We start from the raw sequence: 16,308 nt of genomic DNA on the forward strand, positions 1-16,308 counted from the left end.
GGAGGACGTCATGAGAGGGTTCATGCGCGCGCTCAAAGGTGCGCTCGCCGGAATCGCGGTTGTCGGAGTGGCAACGATGGGCGCGCAGCCCGCTGCCGCCCAAACGCCGCCAAACGTGTTGATCGTCGGCCAGATCGCCGAACCGAAGTCGCTCGATCCGCATGCGGTGACCGCGGTCAACGATTTCCGCATCCTGATGAACGTCTATGAGGGCCTCGTGCGCTATAGCGACGGCACGCTGGAGGTGGAGCCGGCGCTGGCCGAAAGCTGGGAAGTCTCCGATGACGGGACCGAGTACACCTTCACCCTGCGTGAAGGTGTGACCTTTCACGACGGTTCGCCCTTCAATGCGGACGCCGTGAAGTTCAACTTCGATCGCATGCTGAACGAAGACAATCCCTATCACGATACCGGTCCTTTCCCGCTCGCCTTCTATTTCGACGCGGTCGAGGAAGTGACGGTGGAGGACGAGCACATGGTCGCCTTTACCCTCAACGAGCCCTATGCGCCGTTTCTGTCCAATCTGGCCTATCCGACCGGCCTGATCGTCTCGCCGGCCGCGGTCGAAGAGCACGGTGAGGATTTCGGCCGCAATCCCTCCGGCACCGGACCGTTCCGGTTTGCCGACTGGGTGAGCAACCAGCGCGTCGTCGTGGAGCGCAACACGGATTATTGGGACGGCCCGCCGCCGCTTGAGGCCGTGGTCTTCCGCCCCATCACCGACGCCAACACGCGCATTGCCGAAATGCTTTCGGGCGGCATCGATCTAATGGTGGAAGTGCCGCCGGATAACGTGGCGCAATTCGCAGAGGATCCGGCCTTCACGATCTACGAGCAGGCGGGGCCTCATGTTTGGTTCCTGATCCTTAATATGAAGGAAGGGCCGTTCCAGGAAAAGGCGGCGCGCCAAGCCGTCAACTACGCAATTAACAAGGAGGCGATCGTGGAGAACGTGCTGCAGGGCACGGCCGAGATCGCCGCCGGGCCAACGCCGCCCGCCTTCGCCTGGGCCTATAACGAGCAGTTGGAGCCTTATCCCTATGATCCCGACCGGGCGCGCGAGCTTCTTGAGGAAGCCGGCTATGATGGCGAGGAGATCGTCTTCTACGTCACGGAGGGCGGCTCGGGCATGCTCGATCCCGTGGCCATGGGCACCGCCATCCAGGCCGATCTCGCTGCCATCGGCATGGACGTGACGATTGAGACCTATGAGTGGAACACCTTCCTCGACCGGGTGAACCCGGGGCTGGAAGGCAAGGCTGATATGGCGGAGATGGCGTGGATGACCAATGATCCCGACACCCTGCCCTATCTCACGCTGCGCACGGAGGCCATGCCGGACGAAGGCGGCTTCAATTCCGGCTACTATTCCAATGTCGAGGTCGACACGATCCTCGAGCAGGCGCGGCAATCCACCGAGCCGGAGGAGCGTGCCGCGCTCTATCGCCAGATGCAGGAGATCGTCCACGAGGATGCGCCCTGGGCCTTCGTTGCCAACTGGAAGCAGAATGCGGTGGCCAAGGCCGAGGTGCAGAATTTTCAGCTCCAGCCGTCCTTCTTCCTGCTCCTGAAAGACGTGGCCAAGCAGTAACCACGAAGGCCGCGGGCGCTCTTGCCAGCCCGCGGCCAAGCAGTGGAGGCGTTATGCTCGCCTACTTCCTCAAGCGAATCGTGCTGGCAGTGCCCGTTCTATGGGGGCTGACGGTCATCGTCTTTCTTATCATGGCGATGATCCCCGGCGATCCGGCCACCGCTATTCTCGGTTCGTATGCCACGCCGGAGAACGTGGAACGGTTGAACCGGCAGCTCGGCCTCGACCGGACCCTGCCGGAGCAATATTTCATCTGGCTCGGCAACCTGCTCCAGGGGGATTTCGGCCGTTCCTACTCGCTCAACCGGCCGGTTCTCAACGAGGTTCTGGAGCGCTTCAACGCCACGTTGATTCTCGCCGGAGCCTCGCTTCTTCTGTGTACGGTTTTCGGACTGCTCGCCGGCATCGTCTCGGCCGTGCGCCAGTTCGGCTGGACGGACCGCATCGTTACCTTCTTCGTGCTGATCGGCATCTCCATGCCCTCCTTCTGGCTGGGCCTGCTCCTGATCCTCGTCTTCGCCGTCAACCTGCAGTGGCTGCCGCCATCAGGCATGTATGCCGTCTATGGTGGTGGCGACCTGGCCGACCTTCTCACCCACCTCCTCCTGCCCGCGGTCACGCTCGCGGTGGTGGCCACGGGCGTGATTGCCCGCCTTACACGGGCCTCGATGCTGGAGGTGCTCAGGCAGGATTACATACGGACCGCACGCGCCAAGGGGCTTTCCGAACGTCGGGTGATCTACCGCCACGCCTTCAAGGCCGCGCTGGTTGGCGTTATTCCCGTCATCGGCATCCAGGCCGGCTTCGTGCTGGGTGGGGCGGTCTATATCGAGACCGTGTTCCAGTGGCCGGGCATCGGCCGGATGCTGGTGCAGGCAATCTCCACGCGTGACCTGCTTCTGGTGCAGGGCGGCGTGCTGGTGGTGGCGGCGAGCTACGTTCTCTTCAACCTGCTGGCCGACATGGCCCAGCACGCGCTTGATCCGAGGCTGAAGTCATGACCACGGCAACGCAGACAGCCGCACCGGATGGGCGGGCGAAAAAGGGCGGCCGGCCTGGCTTTTTCACCTTGCTCGTCGCCAACCGACTGGCGGCGTTCGGGCTCGCAGTGCTGGTAATGCTCGCATTGACAGCGCTACTTACGCCGTTCTTGCCGCTGGCGCCGCCCGACATAACCAACCCGGCAAACCGATTGTTGCGCCCGTTGACCGATGGCCATCTTCTGGGGACGGACGAGCTTGGCCGCGATCTCTTCTCGCGGCTCATGTGGGGCACTCGCGTTTCTATCGCTGTGGGGCTCTCGGCCACGTTGGTGGCGGCCTTTGTCGGCTCGGCCATCGGGCTCGTCGCCGGTTATGCAGGCGGGCGCACCGACAACGTGATGATGCGCGGCATCGATATGCTCATGGCCTTCCCTTACATCCTGCTGGCGCTCGCCATCGTCGCCGTGCTCGGCCCCGGCCTGATGAACGCGCTCTACGCCATCGCCGTGGTCAACATCCCGTTCTTCGCCCGCAATATCCGCGGCGTGACGCTGTCACTCGCCCATCGCGAGTTCGTCGATGCAGCAAGGCTTTCGGGCAAGGGGCACCTACGCATTCTTCTGACCGAGGTGCTGCCCAACGTGCTGCCGGTCATCGTGATCACCATGTCGACCACGGTCGGCTGGATGATCCTGGAGACGGCGGGGCTCTCCTTCCTCGGCCTCGGCGCCCAGCCGCCGCAGGCCGATCTCGGCTCCATGCTCGGCGAGGGACGCAAGCTCCTCTTCACGGCGCCGCATGTCTCGATCATCCCCGGCCTGATGATCTTCGCTCTGGTGATGAGCATCAATCTGGTGGGCGACGGCATTCGCGACGTGCTGGACCCGCGGCTCAAATCGGGCGCGCTCAGCCGCCCGGCCGCCGCCACAGCGGTGAAGCGAGACAATGTACCGCCAATGCCAGTGGCCCCTTCGGAGGCGGCACTCGACGTGCAGGACCTGAGAACGGAGTTCCGCGTCGGCAGCGATGTCTACAAGGCTGTCAGCGGCGTCTCGTTCCAGCTCAGGGAGCGTGAGTGCCTGGGGCTGGTGGGCGAATCGGGTTCCGGCAAGTCCGTCACAGCCATGTCGCTGCTCGGTCTTGTGCCGACGCCGCCGGGGCGTATCGCCGGTGGGCGCGTACTTTATCAAAACCGCGATCTTCTGGAGTCTTCCGAGGCCGACTTGCGCAAAATGCGCGGCGGTGCTTTCGCCTATATTTTCCAGGATCCGCTTTCTACGTTGCATCCACTCTTCACCGTGGGCGACCAGGTGACCGAAGCCATACGCGCGCACCAGCCGCTTTCCTATAGAGACGCGTGGAAGCGGGCGGTTGAGCTTCTGGAAATGGTGCGCATCCCCAACGCGGCAGAGCGGGCGAATGCCTATCCGCATGAGCTTTCCGGCGGCATGCGCCAGCGCATCGCAATCGCCATGGCGCTCGCCAATGACGCCGAAATCCTCATCGCCGACGAGCCGACCACCGCGCTCGACGTGACCGTGCAGGCGCAGATCCTCAAGCTTATGGATGCACTGCAGGACGACAAGGGCGCTGCCCTCCTCTTCATCACCCATGATTTCGGCGTGGTGTCGGAGATCTGCGACCGCGTGGCGGTGATGTATGGCGGCCGGATCGTGGAGACCGGGCCGACGGACGAGGTGCTCAATTCGCCGGCTCATCCTTACACGCGCAAGCTGATTGACTGCGTGCCGGTGCTGGGCGAGCCTGAACGGCGGCTCGACGCCATCTCCGGCCTCCCCCCGGCGGTTAACCGGCTGCCGCAGGGCTGTGCCTTCGCCGATCGCTGTGCTTACGTGGAACCGGCCTGCCGGGAGGGGGATGTCGCACTTGAAGAGCAGGCACAAGGCCGCGCGGTGCGCTGCATCAAGCCGCTTAAGGCCGAAACGCCGGAGGCCGCGCAATGAGCGAAACCACCCTGGAAACACAAGGCCTCACGCGCATTTTCGGCGGCGGTCGCACGCTGTTTGGCAAGCAGAAGCCCGAGGTGCACGCGGTACAAGGCGTCGATCTCAAGCTCCATGAGGGGGAGACGCTGGGCATCGTCGGCGAATCGGGCTGCGGCAAGTCCACACTGGCGCGCATGCTGGTCGGTCTCGACGCCCCGACCGAAGGTACGATCCACCTGAAAGGCGAGGATGTGACAGCACTCGCCAAAGGCTCGCCTCGTGGACTCGCCCGCAGCATTCAATACGTCTTTCAGGACCCGGTCTCCTCGCTCAATCCGCGCAAGACCATCCGCCGCATTCTCGAATCGCCGATGAGGCACCTGCTCGGCTTAGATGCCGGAAACCGAAAGCAGCGGCTTGACGAACTGATGGACGCGGTGAGCCTGAGGCGCGAGTTCCTCGACCGCTATCCGCATGAATTCTCCGGCGGCCAGGCTCAGCGCATTGGTATTGCCCGCGCGCTTGCAGCGGAAGCAGACATACTTGTGCTTGACGAGCCGGTTTCGGCATTGGATGTGTCCGTGCAGGCGCAGGTTTTGAACCTGCTTGACGATCTCAAGGCCCGGTTCGGACTCACCTACGTCTTTATCAGCCACGACCTGTCGGTGGTGGAAAGCGTGTCCGACCGCGTGGCGGTGATGTATTTCGGACGGATCGTGGAGGAAGCGGCCTCGAAGGAGCTTTTTGCCCGGCCATGCCACCCCTATACGCGTCTTCTGTTCGATTCCGCGCCCGTTCCAGGCAAGAAGGGGCTCAGGGGAGAGAAAGGCCTCGCCGAGCTTCCCGATCCGCTCAATCCGCCGCCCGGCTGTTCCTTTGCGCCGCGCTGCACGCGTGCCGAAGCGGACTGCCAAGCAAAGCGCCCGCCCCTGGAGACGAAGGATGAAGGCCGGCGCGCCGCGTGCTTCCATCCGCTTGAAAATGCGGTGCTGGAGAGGACGGCGTGACGGGCATGGTCAAGAAGAACAGCGCGAAAGCGCCGCGCGGTCCAAAGCGTCCCGCCGTGATCTGCAATGAGATCAAGGATTGGATCGTTACTCAGCGTCTGAAACCCGGCGATCGGCTGCCACAGGAAAAGATGCTGATCGAGCGCTTTCGCGCCTCTAAGGGGACGATGCGCGAAGCGCTGCGGGCGCTAGAAGCGCAAGGGTTGGTGACCACGCGCACCGGACCGGGCGGCGGCATATTCGTCGCTGCACTGGGAGAGAACCGGGCAATGGAATTGCTCGCCAACTACTTCTTCTTCCGCCAGCCCTCGATTTCAGACATCTATACCGTGCGTTGCCAGCTTGAGCCGGAGCTCGCGGCAAGCCTCGTCGGTCATATGCAGGAGGAGGACTATCAACGGCTGGAAGAAACCATGCGCGTTTATGACCATCCACCCGAAACGGTGGGCGAGGAGTATCAGCAGCGTATGGCCGAACTCGATTTCCACACCGCTCTGGCCGAGCTTTGCCCCAATCCGGTGCTGGGTTTCATGTGCAGCTTTCTGCAAAACCTCTTGCGCAATCTCACCGTGTGCCGCCGCATCTACGATCAGCCGAATCCGGAGCTGCGTGAGACGGGACTCTCCTATCAGACACGATTGCTCGAGGCGTTGAGGGAACAAGATGCCGAAACGGTACGCTCCATCATGTACAAGCACATGCTGAGCGCCTGGCGCTACATGGAATCCTGTGAAGCGGAGATGAAGCCGGAGTTCCTGCGACTCGGAAAATAAGACCGACTGCCAATCCGCTGGCATCCTTGTCGCCAGCGCTCAAACGCGGTGAACCGTGAATTTGGTTCACTTCTTGTAAAATGCAGGAAATCGAGTGCAGTATGGGGGATAGTTTCACCGGGAGGGCGGTGAGATGAGGAGGAGGAAAAATGATGAAGCTCAGGAACGCCTTGTATCTTGCAGCGGCCACGACCGCGGTGAGTGCTGTGACTCTGGCCACGATCCAGCCAGCCGACGCGCAGCGTCAATCCATGCGCTGGAATACTTCAGACGTCGGCTCCTATGGCTACGCGGTCGCATCGAGCATGGTCGATCTGCTCGACCAGGCGCTTGGTGACGAGTACACCGTTACGGTTCACCCGTACCCGTCCACCACCGCAGCAAAAATCGCGACCATGGATGGTGATGGCGAGATCTCCTACACGGCCGATGTCGGAATGCGGCAGCTCTACGATCGTTCGGGCCCTTTCGAGGGTTACGAGCCGACAACCGGAGAGTTGGTACACACATTCTACGCATATCCGATGGAGACTTTTCTGGTCGTGTCCTCGGATAGAGCCGACGAGTTCGATTCGTGGTCGGACTTTGCGGGCGAGCCGGTTTTCTATACGCCAGCCGGCTTCATGAACTGGCTCAACATGGGGCGCATCTTCAACGCGCTCGAACTTGACCAGAACCATGTCGAGATCGACAGCGCCACTACGGCCGACGCGCTCGAGGCTGGCTCCATCGTCGGTGCCGCTGCCTATACGACCGCCGGCGCATCGCTACCCACCTATTGGCGCGAGGCGGAGCTCAGGGCGGACGTCACAGCGGTCAATCCGACGGATGAGGAAATCGAGCGGATGAGGGCTGCCGGGCTTTCAGTGGTGGAGATCAATCCGTCGACTGCCTTCAGCCAGGATCTCGGCGTCGATACCGTTTATGCCGTGCCGATCTTCTTCGGCTACAATGTGCGCGCCGATATGGATGAGGAAATCGTCTACGATATGCTGACGGTATTCCACGACAACATAGACGCGCTGGTTGAAGGAGATCCGGGGTTCCGGCCGCTGGCAGAGGATTTTGTGGGTACGCAGGCAGCAGGTGTCGCGGGCAATCCAGACATACCCGTTCATCCTGGCCTGGCCCGTTTCCTCCAGGAACATGACGCCTGGGACGATAGCTGGACGATCGCCGACGACCAGAGCTGATTTTGCTTCCATTTGGGCATTTGCAGCAGCGCGGATGGCAAGCGCCATCAGCGCTGCTGTGAACGCGTGCTATCGCAAAGTTTCAGATATGATCCGTAACCGATCGACCGGATCCTTGCCTGAACGAATGGATCAGGCCGATGAATAATACGTTTAAGGCCCAGCTGACCCTGCGCAACGCGACCTTCATTTTGTCGGTCGGCCTGTTCGCGATGTTGCTGAACTATTTTTTCACGGGGGCTGGCGGGGGGCGACACCTAGCCGTTCTGCTTGTGCCGATGGCGCTGGTCATCCAAACGCTGGTCATGCACCAGAATGGCGGCCTTTATCCGCGCCTGCCGCGCTGGCTGAATTACGGGCTGGTGCTGATTTACGCCGCCGCCTGTTTCTATTCTGTCTATTATTTCTACCTCAATTACGAGCAGATCGCGATTTGGCGACAGGGCCGCTACACCACACATGACTTTATCGTCGGGCTGATGGTGCTCCTGGTTGTCATGGAGTTGTCGCGGCTGGCACACCCCCTCCTGTTCTGGGTCAATGTCGTCCTGATGGGCTACACCCTGTGGGGCCATCTAAGCCCGATCGATTTTTTCTGGCATCCTGGCACTTCGCTTTATCGGGTTGTGACGTCGAGTACGGTGGAACTTGCCACTGGCGTCTATGGCCGATACGCGCAGCTTGCGTTAACGCTGATCGCTGCTTTCTTGCTGCTTGCCGCCGCAGCACGCGGATTCGGGGCGCAGGGTGCGCTGGTTCACGTGATGCAGCGGATAGCGGGCCGCTCGCGCCACACCATACCGCAGACCTCGGTACTGGCTTCGGTCTCCGTCGGCATGGTCAGCGGATCGGGTGCGGCCAACACCGCTGTGACGGGCAGCTTCACGATTCCGCTGATGATGCGCTACGGTGTTCCGGGCACATTCGCCGGTGCCGTGGAGACGGCCGCTTCCATGGGCGGTCTCATCATGCCTCCCTTGATGGCGGTCGCCGGATTTCTGATGGCGGAGTTCCTCGGCGTTCCCTACTGGGACGTGGTCCTTCGCGGCTTCGCGATCGCGTTCGTCTATTTCGCCTCGCTCATTCTGGCGGTCTACCTTCTGAGCGTGCGGCTTCTGCCGCGTGATCCGATCACCGCGCCGAACGTGCCGCTCTACGACTGGTGCAAGACGGCGATCTTCTTCGCCGGCATCATTCTGCTCATGGTTCTCATGGGATGGTACGGTTACGGCGCACTGCGGGCTGCGCTCTTTACAGCCGGTTTCCTGTTCGCCGCGCTGATGGCTGCATGGATGCTGTTCATGTTCGTTCTAAAGGATCCCGAGGTCACCAAGGACGCACGCGGGGAGCCGGATTATATCGTGGGTCTATTGCTGATCGTGGGATGTCTCCTGTTTGCCTATGCCTATCGCGACACGAATTGGGGGGCGACGATCTGGATTGCGGCGGCGCTCGGCTTCGGCATCGTGACGTTTATTGTGCCGTCCCTTCTCAGGCGCATTCGCGTCACCATCGAAACCCATGCGGAGATGACTGCCTATCTGACACTGCTGATGGCTACACTCGGCATCATGATCGGTCTTTTCACTGTCACCGGCTTCATCAATCGAATGGGCTCGATGCTCCTGCAGATCGGCCAGTTGGACATGACGCTGAGCCTCGGGGTCACGGCGATCGTCATACCCGGTATCGTCATCACTGTCGTCATGGGCTGGATCTTCGGCTGGCTGGCCGGCACCGGCCTGCCGCCGACGGCGACCTACATCATCGTGGCCATCATAGTCGTACCGCCGCTACGCCAGCTCGGCATCGATCCCTGGGTGGCACATTTCTTTGCCTTTCTCCTGGCGATCTGGGGCGAATTATCGCCACCCACTTCACTCACGGCCGCCGTCGCCTCGCGTATCGCCAACGTGTCCTTCATGCGAACTATGTGGGAGGCGTTGAAGATCTGTCTGCCGATCACCTTCATGAGCTTCGCCATCTTCGTGCGCGAGAACATGGTGGTCGAGCCCGGTTGGCTGCAGGTTCGCGATACACTGATTGTGGCAGTGGGAACGTGCGGCGTAACTTTCGCGACGTTCGGGCGCTTCATGACGGGGCGCGGCCTCGACAGCGCAATGCGTATTTGCCTCGCGCTGCTGTCCTTTGTCGTTATCTTTCATCCGGATGACATGCTGGCGGTCTATGTTGGCGCATTGGTTCTGCCCAGTGTCGTGTTCGGCATCTGGCGCCATCGCCAGGTGTCTGGCAGGCCCGCGGAAAGTAAGGCAGAAGCCGAAGCGTTCAGCTGATCTCGCGCGTACCGAATGCCGACTTAGGGTTCCACCGGGATTGACATAGGGATTGGGATTATACACCTGAACGCTAGGCCTATAACGTCCCTGCAGGAGCTGCCGAAATGGCTGGTTACTTTTCCTCTCCTTTCCCGCGCCGGCATTCCGTCGGGGTGGGTGTCGGCGGCGTCTCGGTCGGCGGCGAGGCCCCTGTCGTCGTCCAGTCGATGACCAACACGGACACGGCGGACGTGGATTCCACCGTCGCCCAGGTTGCCGCGCTCCACCGCGCGGGCTCGGAGATCGTGCGCATTACCGTGGACCGCGACGAGGCCGCTGCCGCTGTGCCGAAGATCCGCGAGCGTCTGGATCGGCTCGGGCACGACGTGCCGCTCGTGGGCGACTTTCATTATATCGGCCATAAGCTGCTTGCCGATCACCCGGCCTGCGCCGAAGCGCTGGCGAAATACCGCATCAATCCCGGCAATGTCGGCTTTAAGGAAAAGAAGGACCGACAGTTCGCGGCCATTATCGAAATGGCCATAAAGTACGACAAGCCAGTGCGCATTGGCGTAAACTGGGGCTCGCTCGACCAGGAGCTTCTCACACGCCTCATGGACGAAAACCAGGCCAAGGGCTCGCCCCTGACCGCCCAGGAGGTCACACGCGAGGCCATCGTCCAATCGGCACTCCTGTCGGCAGAACTCGCCGAGGAGATCGGTTTGGCTCGCGACCACATCATCCTGTCGGCCAAAGTGAGCCAGGTGCAGGATCTGATCGCCGTCTACACGGAGCTTGCGCGCCGCTCCGACCATGCGCTGCACTTGGGTCTGACCGAAGCCGGCATGGGTACGAAGGGGGTTGTGGCCTCTTCCGCCGCCATGGGAATCCTGCTCCAGCAAGGCATCGGCGACACCATCCGCATTTCGCTGACGCCGGAGCCCGGCGGCGACCGCACCCGCGAGGTGCAGGTCGCCCAAGAACTCCTGCAGACGATGGGCTTCCGGCAGTTCGTGCCGGTCGTGGCGGCCTGCCCGGGTTGCGGACGCACCACCTCGACGGTGTTCCAGGAACTGGCGCAGAAGATTGAGGGGGATCTGCGCAAGAATATGCCCGTTTGGCGCGAAAAATATCCGGGCGTCGAGGCGCTGCAGGTGGCCGTGATGGGCTGCATCGTCAACGGGCCGGGAGAATCCAAACACGCGAATATCGGCATTTCGCTTCCCGGAACAGGCGAAACGCCGGCCGCGCCGGTCTTCATCGACGGCAAAAAGGCTGCCACCTTGCGCGGGCCGAATATTGCCGGCGACTTCGAAAAGATGGTGGCCGATTACATCGAATACCGCTTCGGTCAAGGCAAAGCCGCCGCTGAGTAGCCTATCGCTTGGCCAGCGCCGGGCCGATCACCTCGATGCGGTTGGTCCACACATATCCGTTGAAATTTTCCGGCACTTGCTCCAACTGATCGAGCGTATCAATGCCGGACGTGCCGCTATCGCCGCCGAAATACGGCCCGATCAGTATGATCTCGCTCCCGACGGATTTCATACGGGCGTGAAAGCGGTCGGGCCAGCCCCACATCAGTCTTCTGAGATTGAGCGGGACCATCACATAGGTGTCGCGGCAGGCTTGCGGCACGTGTCCCGTCCAGCCAAGCGCCATGTAACGCATCAGGCAGGTCTTTACAGCGGACGCGCCGAACCCTTTGAGACCGTCGATGAGCGACACAGCGCGGTTCGTCGGCGCATCGCCGCCATAGACGGCCCATATGCTGCTCCGCCACTCCGGGTGTTCGGCGAGTTTCGCCGCCAGCATATCGCCCTCGCGGGCCTCTCGGCTCTTGTAGTTGATGAGGAAGCGGTGATCCGGAAAGGTCTCCAACACCTCTGATAGCGCCGGCATCAGACCCACGCCCGTGCCGCGCAAGGGATATGTCCGGCCATCGTCAGCCGTGTAGCCGTAGCCGACGTCGAGCGCCTTGAGCGATTCCATATCGTGTTCGCGCGTCACGCCGCTGCCGTCCGTGCGGCAGTCGAGAGTCCAGTCGTGAATTACGGCAAACTTTCCATCCTTCGTGGGATGCACGTCGATCTCTACGACATCCGCGCCTGCTTCGAATGCCGCCCGCATCGAGGGAATTGTATTCTCTATGAAAGAGTGGGTGGAAGGGAAAATGCGCTTGGCGGTACAGGTCTGGTTGCCGATCCCGGCACGGTTGAAGGTCTGATGCACCCCGCGATGCGCAATGACCTGTATCGCTGGATTTTCCGGAAGCGGCGCAAGCCACGAAGCATTCCAGAAATAGACCGCAACCACGATCAGAAGAAGGCCAATCAGAATTTTTCCCATTGCGAATCTCCCACTGCCGGCGTGGAGATTTCAAGATGATCTTTGGTGAAATTGCGGCCCGCCGTGCATCAATAAGAGTAGACCAGCATTTCCTCGTGCGGCGTGTCCGTCACGCTGTTGCCACCATGGCCTCCTCGTCCAGCCAGCGTTCGATCTTCGCCGCCAGTTTTTCCGGTGAGATCGGCTTCGACATGTAATCGTCCATCCCGGATTCCAGGCACTTTTCCCGATCTCCAGTGAGTGCGTGGGCGGTGATGCCGATAATTGGTGTGTAGCTGCTCATCGGGCGTTCTGCCTCACGGATAGCCTCGGTTGCCTCGATCCCGTTCATCTCCGGCATGGAAATATCCATCAGCACGAGGCGGGGCTGCAGGGCGCGATGCATTTTCACCGCGGTCCGCCCGTTTCCGGCAATGCGATAGTTGAAGCCGAGCTCGTCAAGCACCTGGCTGAAGACCAGTTGGTTCACCTCATTGTCCTCGGCCACGAGCACGTCGATCCGGCTTTTTGTTTCCGAGCGGCGCGGCGTGGCCTCGGTGCGGCTGACCAGACGCGGTGCCGGAGTTGGTTGTGGAGGAGTTTCCGGGCCGGTGGCGGAGCGGGAGGCCTGCATGGCGGCGACGATCGTTTCCAGAAGAGCTGAGGACCGGGTCGGCTTGTGCAAAACGGCGGCAATCCTGCAATCAACCGCCAAGCGGCTGGTCTCGGCCTGGTCCACGGAGGTCAGCAGGACTATGGGAATATGAGCGCTGCCCGGATTCGCCCGTATTCGCCGGGCAACCTCGGCGCCGTTCAGCCCGGGCATTTGATAATCGAGGATGATGCAGTCCACGTGTGAACCAAGTTTCTCCGTGTGATGCAGAAAGGCCAGCCCGAGTTCGCCGCTGTCCACGGCCGCACTGTCGAAGCCCCAGCTTCTCAGCTGCTCCTGCAGGATGTCGCGGTTGATGGCGTTATCGTCGATCGCCAACACCCGTGCCCCGGAAACATCGACGGGGACCGGCTTCGGCCGGGCGTGCTCGCGGTCGACTTCCAGCGGCAGGGTGAACCAGAAGGTGGAACCTTCGCCAACCGTACTTTCCACACCGATGCGCCCGCTCATCAGCTCGACCAGACGTGCGGCGATGGCCAGGCCCAGGCCCGTGCCCTCATGGCGACGCGTGGAGGAGGAATCCACCTGAGCGAATTTCTCAAACACCGTTTCGAGTTTTTCGTCGGGAATTCCCGGGCCGGTGTCTTCCACACGGACCATGATTTCCGCCTGATTTCCAACTACCTCGCCCGAGACATCGATCAGGATGTGGCCGCGTTCGGTGAATTTGGCGGCGTTGCCAACCAGATTGGTGGCGATCTGACGGAAGCGCCCCATGTCGCCGACAAAGGACAGAGGCAGCTCCGGATCGACGCGCACGATCAGTTCCAGGTCCTTTTCCGCCACGCGGGGCGAGACGAGCGTGGCCACGTCCTCGATCGCCTCGCCGAGGCGGAAGGGTGCGGATTCGAGGCTTAACTGGCCGGCATCGATACGGGAAAAATCCAGGATGTCGTTGATGATCGTGAGAAGCGACGTGCCCGATTTCACGATAATGTCGACAAACGTGGTCTGGCGCTGATCCAGTTCGGTGTTGGCCAGTAGCTCCGCCATCCCCATGACGCCGTTCATCGGCGTTCTGATTTCATGGCTCATATTGGCCAGGAATTCGGACTTGGCCTTGTCGGCGGACTGGGCGCGCTGTTTTTCGGCTGCCAGGGAAACGTTGGTGTCATGGAGTTCCTGGTGCGCGTCATGGATACGCCGCACCATGGGGAGGAAAATGCGCGCCCCGACCACCAGCGTCGCCAGAACGATCCCGAACCCGACGATCACCAGGATGATTTGCAACGCACCGTAGGTGGTCACCATCTGGCGGTTAAGCGTATCGGAAATCGTATTGAGGCGCGGTCTGACTTTCGTGTTCGCCAGTTGCTGGAGATCGGTAAAGACGCGCCGGGCAGCGGGCACGGAATGATTGCTGAACATGTCGGCCCGCTTGGCAAGCGACATGATGCTGTTCAATTCGACGCGAAGCGGCGTATGGCCGTTCTCGCCCGTCCAGAACTCAAGGACCGACTGCGGCGCGTTCGTCTCCGAGATGCCGTCGAAAAGCAGGTCGCTTCCCTCATCGGCAACCGATTCGGGATCGGAGTTACGCCGGCTTTCCAGCATCGTGAGATCGCCCTTCGCGGCCTTTTCCATTGCGTTGTAAGCCGCTTCCAGGCGCGTCAGGGCCTCCGTCAACTGCTCATGAGCATCGCTCGGGATCTGCGGACTGCCACCGGCAGCCGCTTCGCCATGGCGCGGATTGTGGCCTGGTGCCGAATGCCCGCTCCCCAGGCCATGCGCGCTCATGTGCTCCAGCCGCAACGCACTGTAGATGACATCGCTGGTGGCGTCTGCCATGTGGGAAATCAACGCGCTGAAGCGGGCCTGCTTTTTTGCGTTTTCGGCCTGCCACAGCAAAACCCCCGTGCCCGCGACGACGACAAGCACAACGCCGGCCAGAACCGCAACCATCCTGCGATGCATATATCGACGTGTCATCACGGTCGACATCAAGGCCCCCCAACGAATCTTACCCCTTTGGTTAAAATCGATGATCGGCATTAATCTTGAATTAATGTAAACGGGCGAGAGCCGGTGCCTCGGTCCGCACCGGCCTTCGCCCAATCCCTAGCTACAAGTGTCCGGCGCTCGCCACGATTTCGTAGTAGCCGGGACTGCCATCCTCGAGAAAATCTTCGATGATCTTCACATGGTTGAGGAACTCGTCGGTTCGAAGCCAGCGCTGGTGATCCTCGACGGTGTCGAACACGGTCACCATCACCGCCTTGTCATCGTCTAGCGAACGATGCAGTCGGCTGCCTCGCCATCCCGCCGGCGGGCTCTGCTCCGTTAAGCGGCTAAGCTCGGCCGCTTGCACTGCGAGGAATGCATCGAGCTTCCCCGGCTTCGCGACAAAGGTATTGATGAGAACGGCGGGTGTGGGCGCAAGTGCGTTTTCGATCTCCGCGCCGGCTTTGGAAATATGGACCGTCATGCCGCAATCTCCTCGTACGGAGTGGCAAGCCGCGCATTCTTGAGCGCGCGCGCCCACCAGTCGAGGTGGGCGAGTTGGCGCGCGATGGCTTCCGCAGGTGCGGAGTCGTCCTGCATCGTGCCATCCGGCGCAAAGCGCTGCCAGGGATTGGCAAAGCTGACCGTGTCGCGCAACGTCACGGCATGGAGTTCGGCGAAAACTGGGCGCAGATGCTCGACCGCACGCAGCCCGCCCGAAATGCCGCCATAGGAGACAAAGGCAACGGGCTTGGATTGCCACTCGCGATGCGCCGAGTCGATAAGAGCCTTCAACGCGGCCGGATAGCTGCGATTGTACTCCGGCGTGATGACGATAAATGCATCCGCTCTTTCCAGCTTCTGCATGAGTTCCGGAGCGATCGGGTCGCCCGGTGCCATTGGCAGTGTCTTGCCGCCTGGATCGATGATATCGACCTCGAACCTGCTATCGCCTTCCAGCTGGCGCAAAACCCAGCGTGCCACAGTTTCGCAGAAGCGTCCCGCGCGTGTGCTGCCGTATATGACCGCAACAGAGATTTTTTCCGACATGATTTTCTCCTTGCATCGGATTGACGCACAGGGTGTAATTCCTCAAGCTTAATTGAGGTCAAGGAACAAATTGGAGTTTTTATGCCGGAGAAAATCCGTCCGCGAATTTCGCGGGAATTGAGTGTGGGAGAAGTGGCGCGGCGCATCGGTGTTGCCGTTTCCGCACTGCACTTTTATGAATCGAAGGGGCTCATCTTGAGTCATCGTACTGCAGGCAATCAACGGCGCTATGGCCGTGACGTTCTGCGGAGGGTGGCGGTGATCAAAGTTGCGCAGCGGTTGGGAATACCGCTTGCGACGATCCGGGAAGCGCTCAACACGCTTCCTGAAGAGAGAACCCCAAATGCAAGTGACTGGCGCAAACTCTCCGAGCATTGGCGCTCCGATCTAAATGCGCGTATCCGAAAGCTCACGCAGCTCCGCGATCATCTGGACGAGTGCATCGGCTGCGGCTGCCTTTCGGTGGAGAGCTGTCCGCTGCGCAACCCTTTCGACGAATTGGCCGAGACCGGCCCAGGGCCACGCCTGCTCGATCCGGACTAACTCA

13 protein-coding genes are annotated in these 16,308 nt (G+C 61.2%); 9 read left to right on the forward strand and 4 right to left on the reverse strand.

Annotation, left to right across the window (positions count from 1 at the left end; genetic code table 11):
• Positions 1 to 10: 10 nt before the first annotated feature.
• The 8 genes from LY631_RS01335 (at position 11) to ispG (ending at position 11,145) form a co-directional block, all read left to right on the forward strand.
• Positions 11 to 1,591, forward strand: a complete 1,581-nt coding sequence (locus tag LY631_RS01335) for an ABC transporter substrate-binding protein (protein WP_274423307.1) — start codon at positions 11 to 13, stop codon at positions 1,589 to 1,591.
• Between the two features lie 53 nt (positions 1,592 to 1,644).
• Positions 1,645 to 2,592, forward strand: a complete 948-nt coding sequence (locus tag LY631_RS01340) for an ABC transporter permease (protein WP_274423308.1) — start codon at positions 1,645 to 1,647, stop codon at positions 2,590 to 2,592.
• Positions 2,589 to 4,538, forward strand: coding sequence for a dipeptide/oligopeptide/nickel ABC transporter permease/ATP-binding protein (locus tag LY631_RS01345; RefSeq protein ID WP_274423309.1), 1,950 nt, complete (start codon positions 2,589 to 2,591; stop codon positions 4,536 to 4,538). The genes LY631_RS01340 and LY631_RS01345 overlap by 4 nt, the downstream gene beginning before the upstream one ends.
• Positions 4,535 to 5,527 carry an ABC transporter ATP-binding protein gene (locus tag LY631_RS01350; RefSeq protein WP_274423310.1) on the forward strand — a complete coding sequence of 331 codons (993 nt, stop codon included), beginning with the start codon at positions 4,535 to 4,537 and terminating at the stop codon, positions 5,525 to 5,527. Before LY631_RS01345 ends, LY631_RS01350 begins: the two co-directional genes overlap by 4 nt.
• Positions 5,528 to 5,532: 5 nt before the next feature.
• A complete protein-coding gene (locus LY631_RS01355; RefSeq protein ID WP_274423871.1) occupies positions 5,533 to 6,300 on the forward strand; it encodes a FadR/GntR family transcriptional regulator in 768 nt (255 codons plus the stop codon).
• Between the two features lie 149 nt (positions 6,301 to 6,449).
• Complete coding sequence (locus LY631_RS01360) at positions 6,450 to 7,493, forward strand: TAXI family TRAP transporter solute-binding subunit (RefSeq protein ID WP_274423311.1); 1,044 nt, start codon at positions 6,450 to 6,452, stop codon at positions 7,491 to 7,493.
• A gap of 140 nt (positions 7,494 to 7,633) precedes the next feature.
• Complete coding sequence (locus tag LY631_RS01365; RefSeq protein ID WP_274423312.1) at positions 7,634 to 9,787, forward strand: TRAP transporter permease; 2,154 nt, start codon at positions 7,634 to 7,636, stop codon at positions 9,785 to 9,787.
• Positions 9,788 to 9,894: 107 nt separating this feature from the next.
• Positions 9,895 to 11,145 (forward strand): flavodoxin-dependent (E)-4-hydroxy-3-methylbut-2-enyl-diphosphate synthase, encoded by a 1,251-nt coding sequence (gene ispG, locus LY631_RS01370; RefSeq protein ID WP_274423313.1) that lies wholly within the window; start codon positions 9,895 to 9,897, stop codon positions 11,143 to 11,145.
• 1 nt (position 11,146) lies between these two features.
• Here the strand turns inward: ispG and LY631_RS01375 are convergent, their stop codons facing one another.
• The 4 genes from LY631_RS01375 to LY631_RS01390 all read right to left on the reverse strand — a co-directional run bounded on the left by LY631_RS01375 (position 11,147) and on the right by LY631_RS01390 (position 15,761).
• Complete coding sequence (locus tag LY631_RS01375; protein WP_274423314.1) at positions 11,147 to 12,118, reverse strand: glycerophosphodiester phosphodiesterase family protein; 972 nt, start codon at positions 12,116 to 12,118, stop codon at positions 11,147 to 11,149.
• Between the two features lie 109 nt (positions 12,119 to 12,227).
• The gene (locus LY631_RS01380) at positions 12,228 to 14,699 is read right to left on the reverse strand and encodes a response regulator (protein WP_274423315.1); all 2,472 of its coding nucleotides are present in this window, start codon (positions 14,697 to 14,699) and stop codon (positions 12,228 to 12,230) included.
• A 133-nt stretch (positions 14,700 to 14,832) separates the two neighbouring features.
• Complete coding sequence (locus LY631_RS01385) at positions 14,833 to 15,195, reverse strand: antibiotic biosynthesis monooxygenase family protein (RefSeq protein WP_274423316.1); 363 nt, start codon at positions 15,193 to 15,195, stop codon at positions 14,833 to 14,835.
• Positions 15,192 to 15,761, reverse strand: coding sequence for an NADPH-dependent FMN reductase (locus tag LY631_RS01390; RefSeq protein ID WP_274423317.1), 570 nt, complete (start codon positions 15,759 to 15,761; stop codon positions 15,192 to 15,194). Before LY631_RS01390 ends, LY631_RS01385 begins: the two co-directional genes overlap by 4 nt.
• 81 nt (positions 15,762 to 15,842) lie before the next feature.
• Between LY631_RS01390 and soxR the strand changes: the two genes are divergently transcribed.
• On the forward strand, positions 15,843 to 16,304 hold the full coding sequence (gene soxR, locus LY631_RS01395; protein WP_274423318.1) for a redox-sensitive transcriptional activator SoxR: 462 nt from the start codon (positions 15,843 to 15,845) through the stop codon (positions 16,302 to 16,304).
• Positions 16,305 to 16,308: the final 4 nt, after the last annotated feature.

The organism is Chelativorans sp. YIM 93263 (assembly GCF_028767125.1).
In the GTDB taxonomy this organism is placed as follows: Bacteria; Pseudomonadota; Alphaproteobacteria; order Rhizobiales; family Rhizobiaceae; genus Chelativorans.

Excerpts from the sequence above, each read along its gene's own strand:
- LY631_RS01335 (WP_274423307.1), top strand. The coding sequence starts at position 11 with ATGAGAGGGTTCATGCGCGCGCTCAAAGGTGCGCTCGCCGGAATCGCG.
- LY631_RS01340 (WP_274423308.1), top strand. The coding sequence starts at position 1,645 with ATGCTCGCCTACTTCCTCAAGCGAATCGTGCTGGCAGTGCCCGTTCTA.
- LY631_RS01345 (WP_274423309.1), top strand. The coding sequence starts at position 2,589 with ATGACCACGGCAACGCAGACAGCCGCACCGGATGGGCGGGCGAAAAAG.
- LY631_RS01350 (WP_274423310.1), top strand. The coding sequence starts at position 4,535 with ATGAGCGAAACCACCCTGGAAACACAAGGCCTCACGCGCATTTTCGGC.
- LY631_RS01355 (WP_274423871.1), top strand. The coding sequence starts at position 5,533 with ATGGTCAAGAAGAACAGCGCGAAAGCGCCGCGCGGTCCAAAGCGTCCC.
- LY631_RS01360 (WP_274423311.1), top strand. The coding sequence starts at position 6,450 with ATGATGAAGCTCAGGAACGCCTTGTATCTTGCAGCGGCCACGACCGCG.
- LY631_RS01365 (WP_274423312.1), top strand. The coding sequence starts at position 7,634 with ATGAATAATACGTTTAAGGCCCAGCTGACCCTGCGCAACGCGACCTTC.
- ispG (WP_274423313.1), top strand. The coding sequence starts at position 9,895 with ATGGCTGGTTACTTTTCCTCTCCTTTCCCGCGCCGGCATTCCGTCGGG.
- LY631_RS01375 (WP_274423314.1), bottom strand. The coding sequence starts at position 12,118 with ATGGGAAAAATTCTGATTGGCCTTCTTCTGATCGTGGTTGCGGTCTAT.
- LY631_RS01380 (WP_274423315.1), bottom strand. The coding sequence starts at position 14,699 with ATGACACGTCGATATATGCATCGCAGGATGGTTGCGGTTCTGGCCGGC.
- LY631_RS01385 (WP_274423316.1), bottom strand. The coding sequence starts at position 15,195 with ATGACGGTCCATATTTCCAAAGCCGGCGCGGAGATCGAAAACGCACTT.
- LY631_RS01390 (WP_274423317.1), bottom strand. The coding sequence starts at position 15,761 with ATGTCGGAAAAAATCTCTGTTGCGGTCATATACGGCAGCACACGCGCG.
- soxR (WP_274423318.1), top strand. The coding sequence starts at position 15,843 with ATGCCGGAGAAAATCCGTCCGCGAATTTCGCGGGAATTGAGTGTGGGA.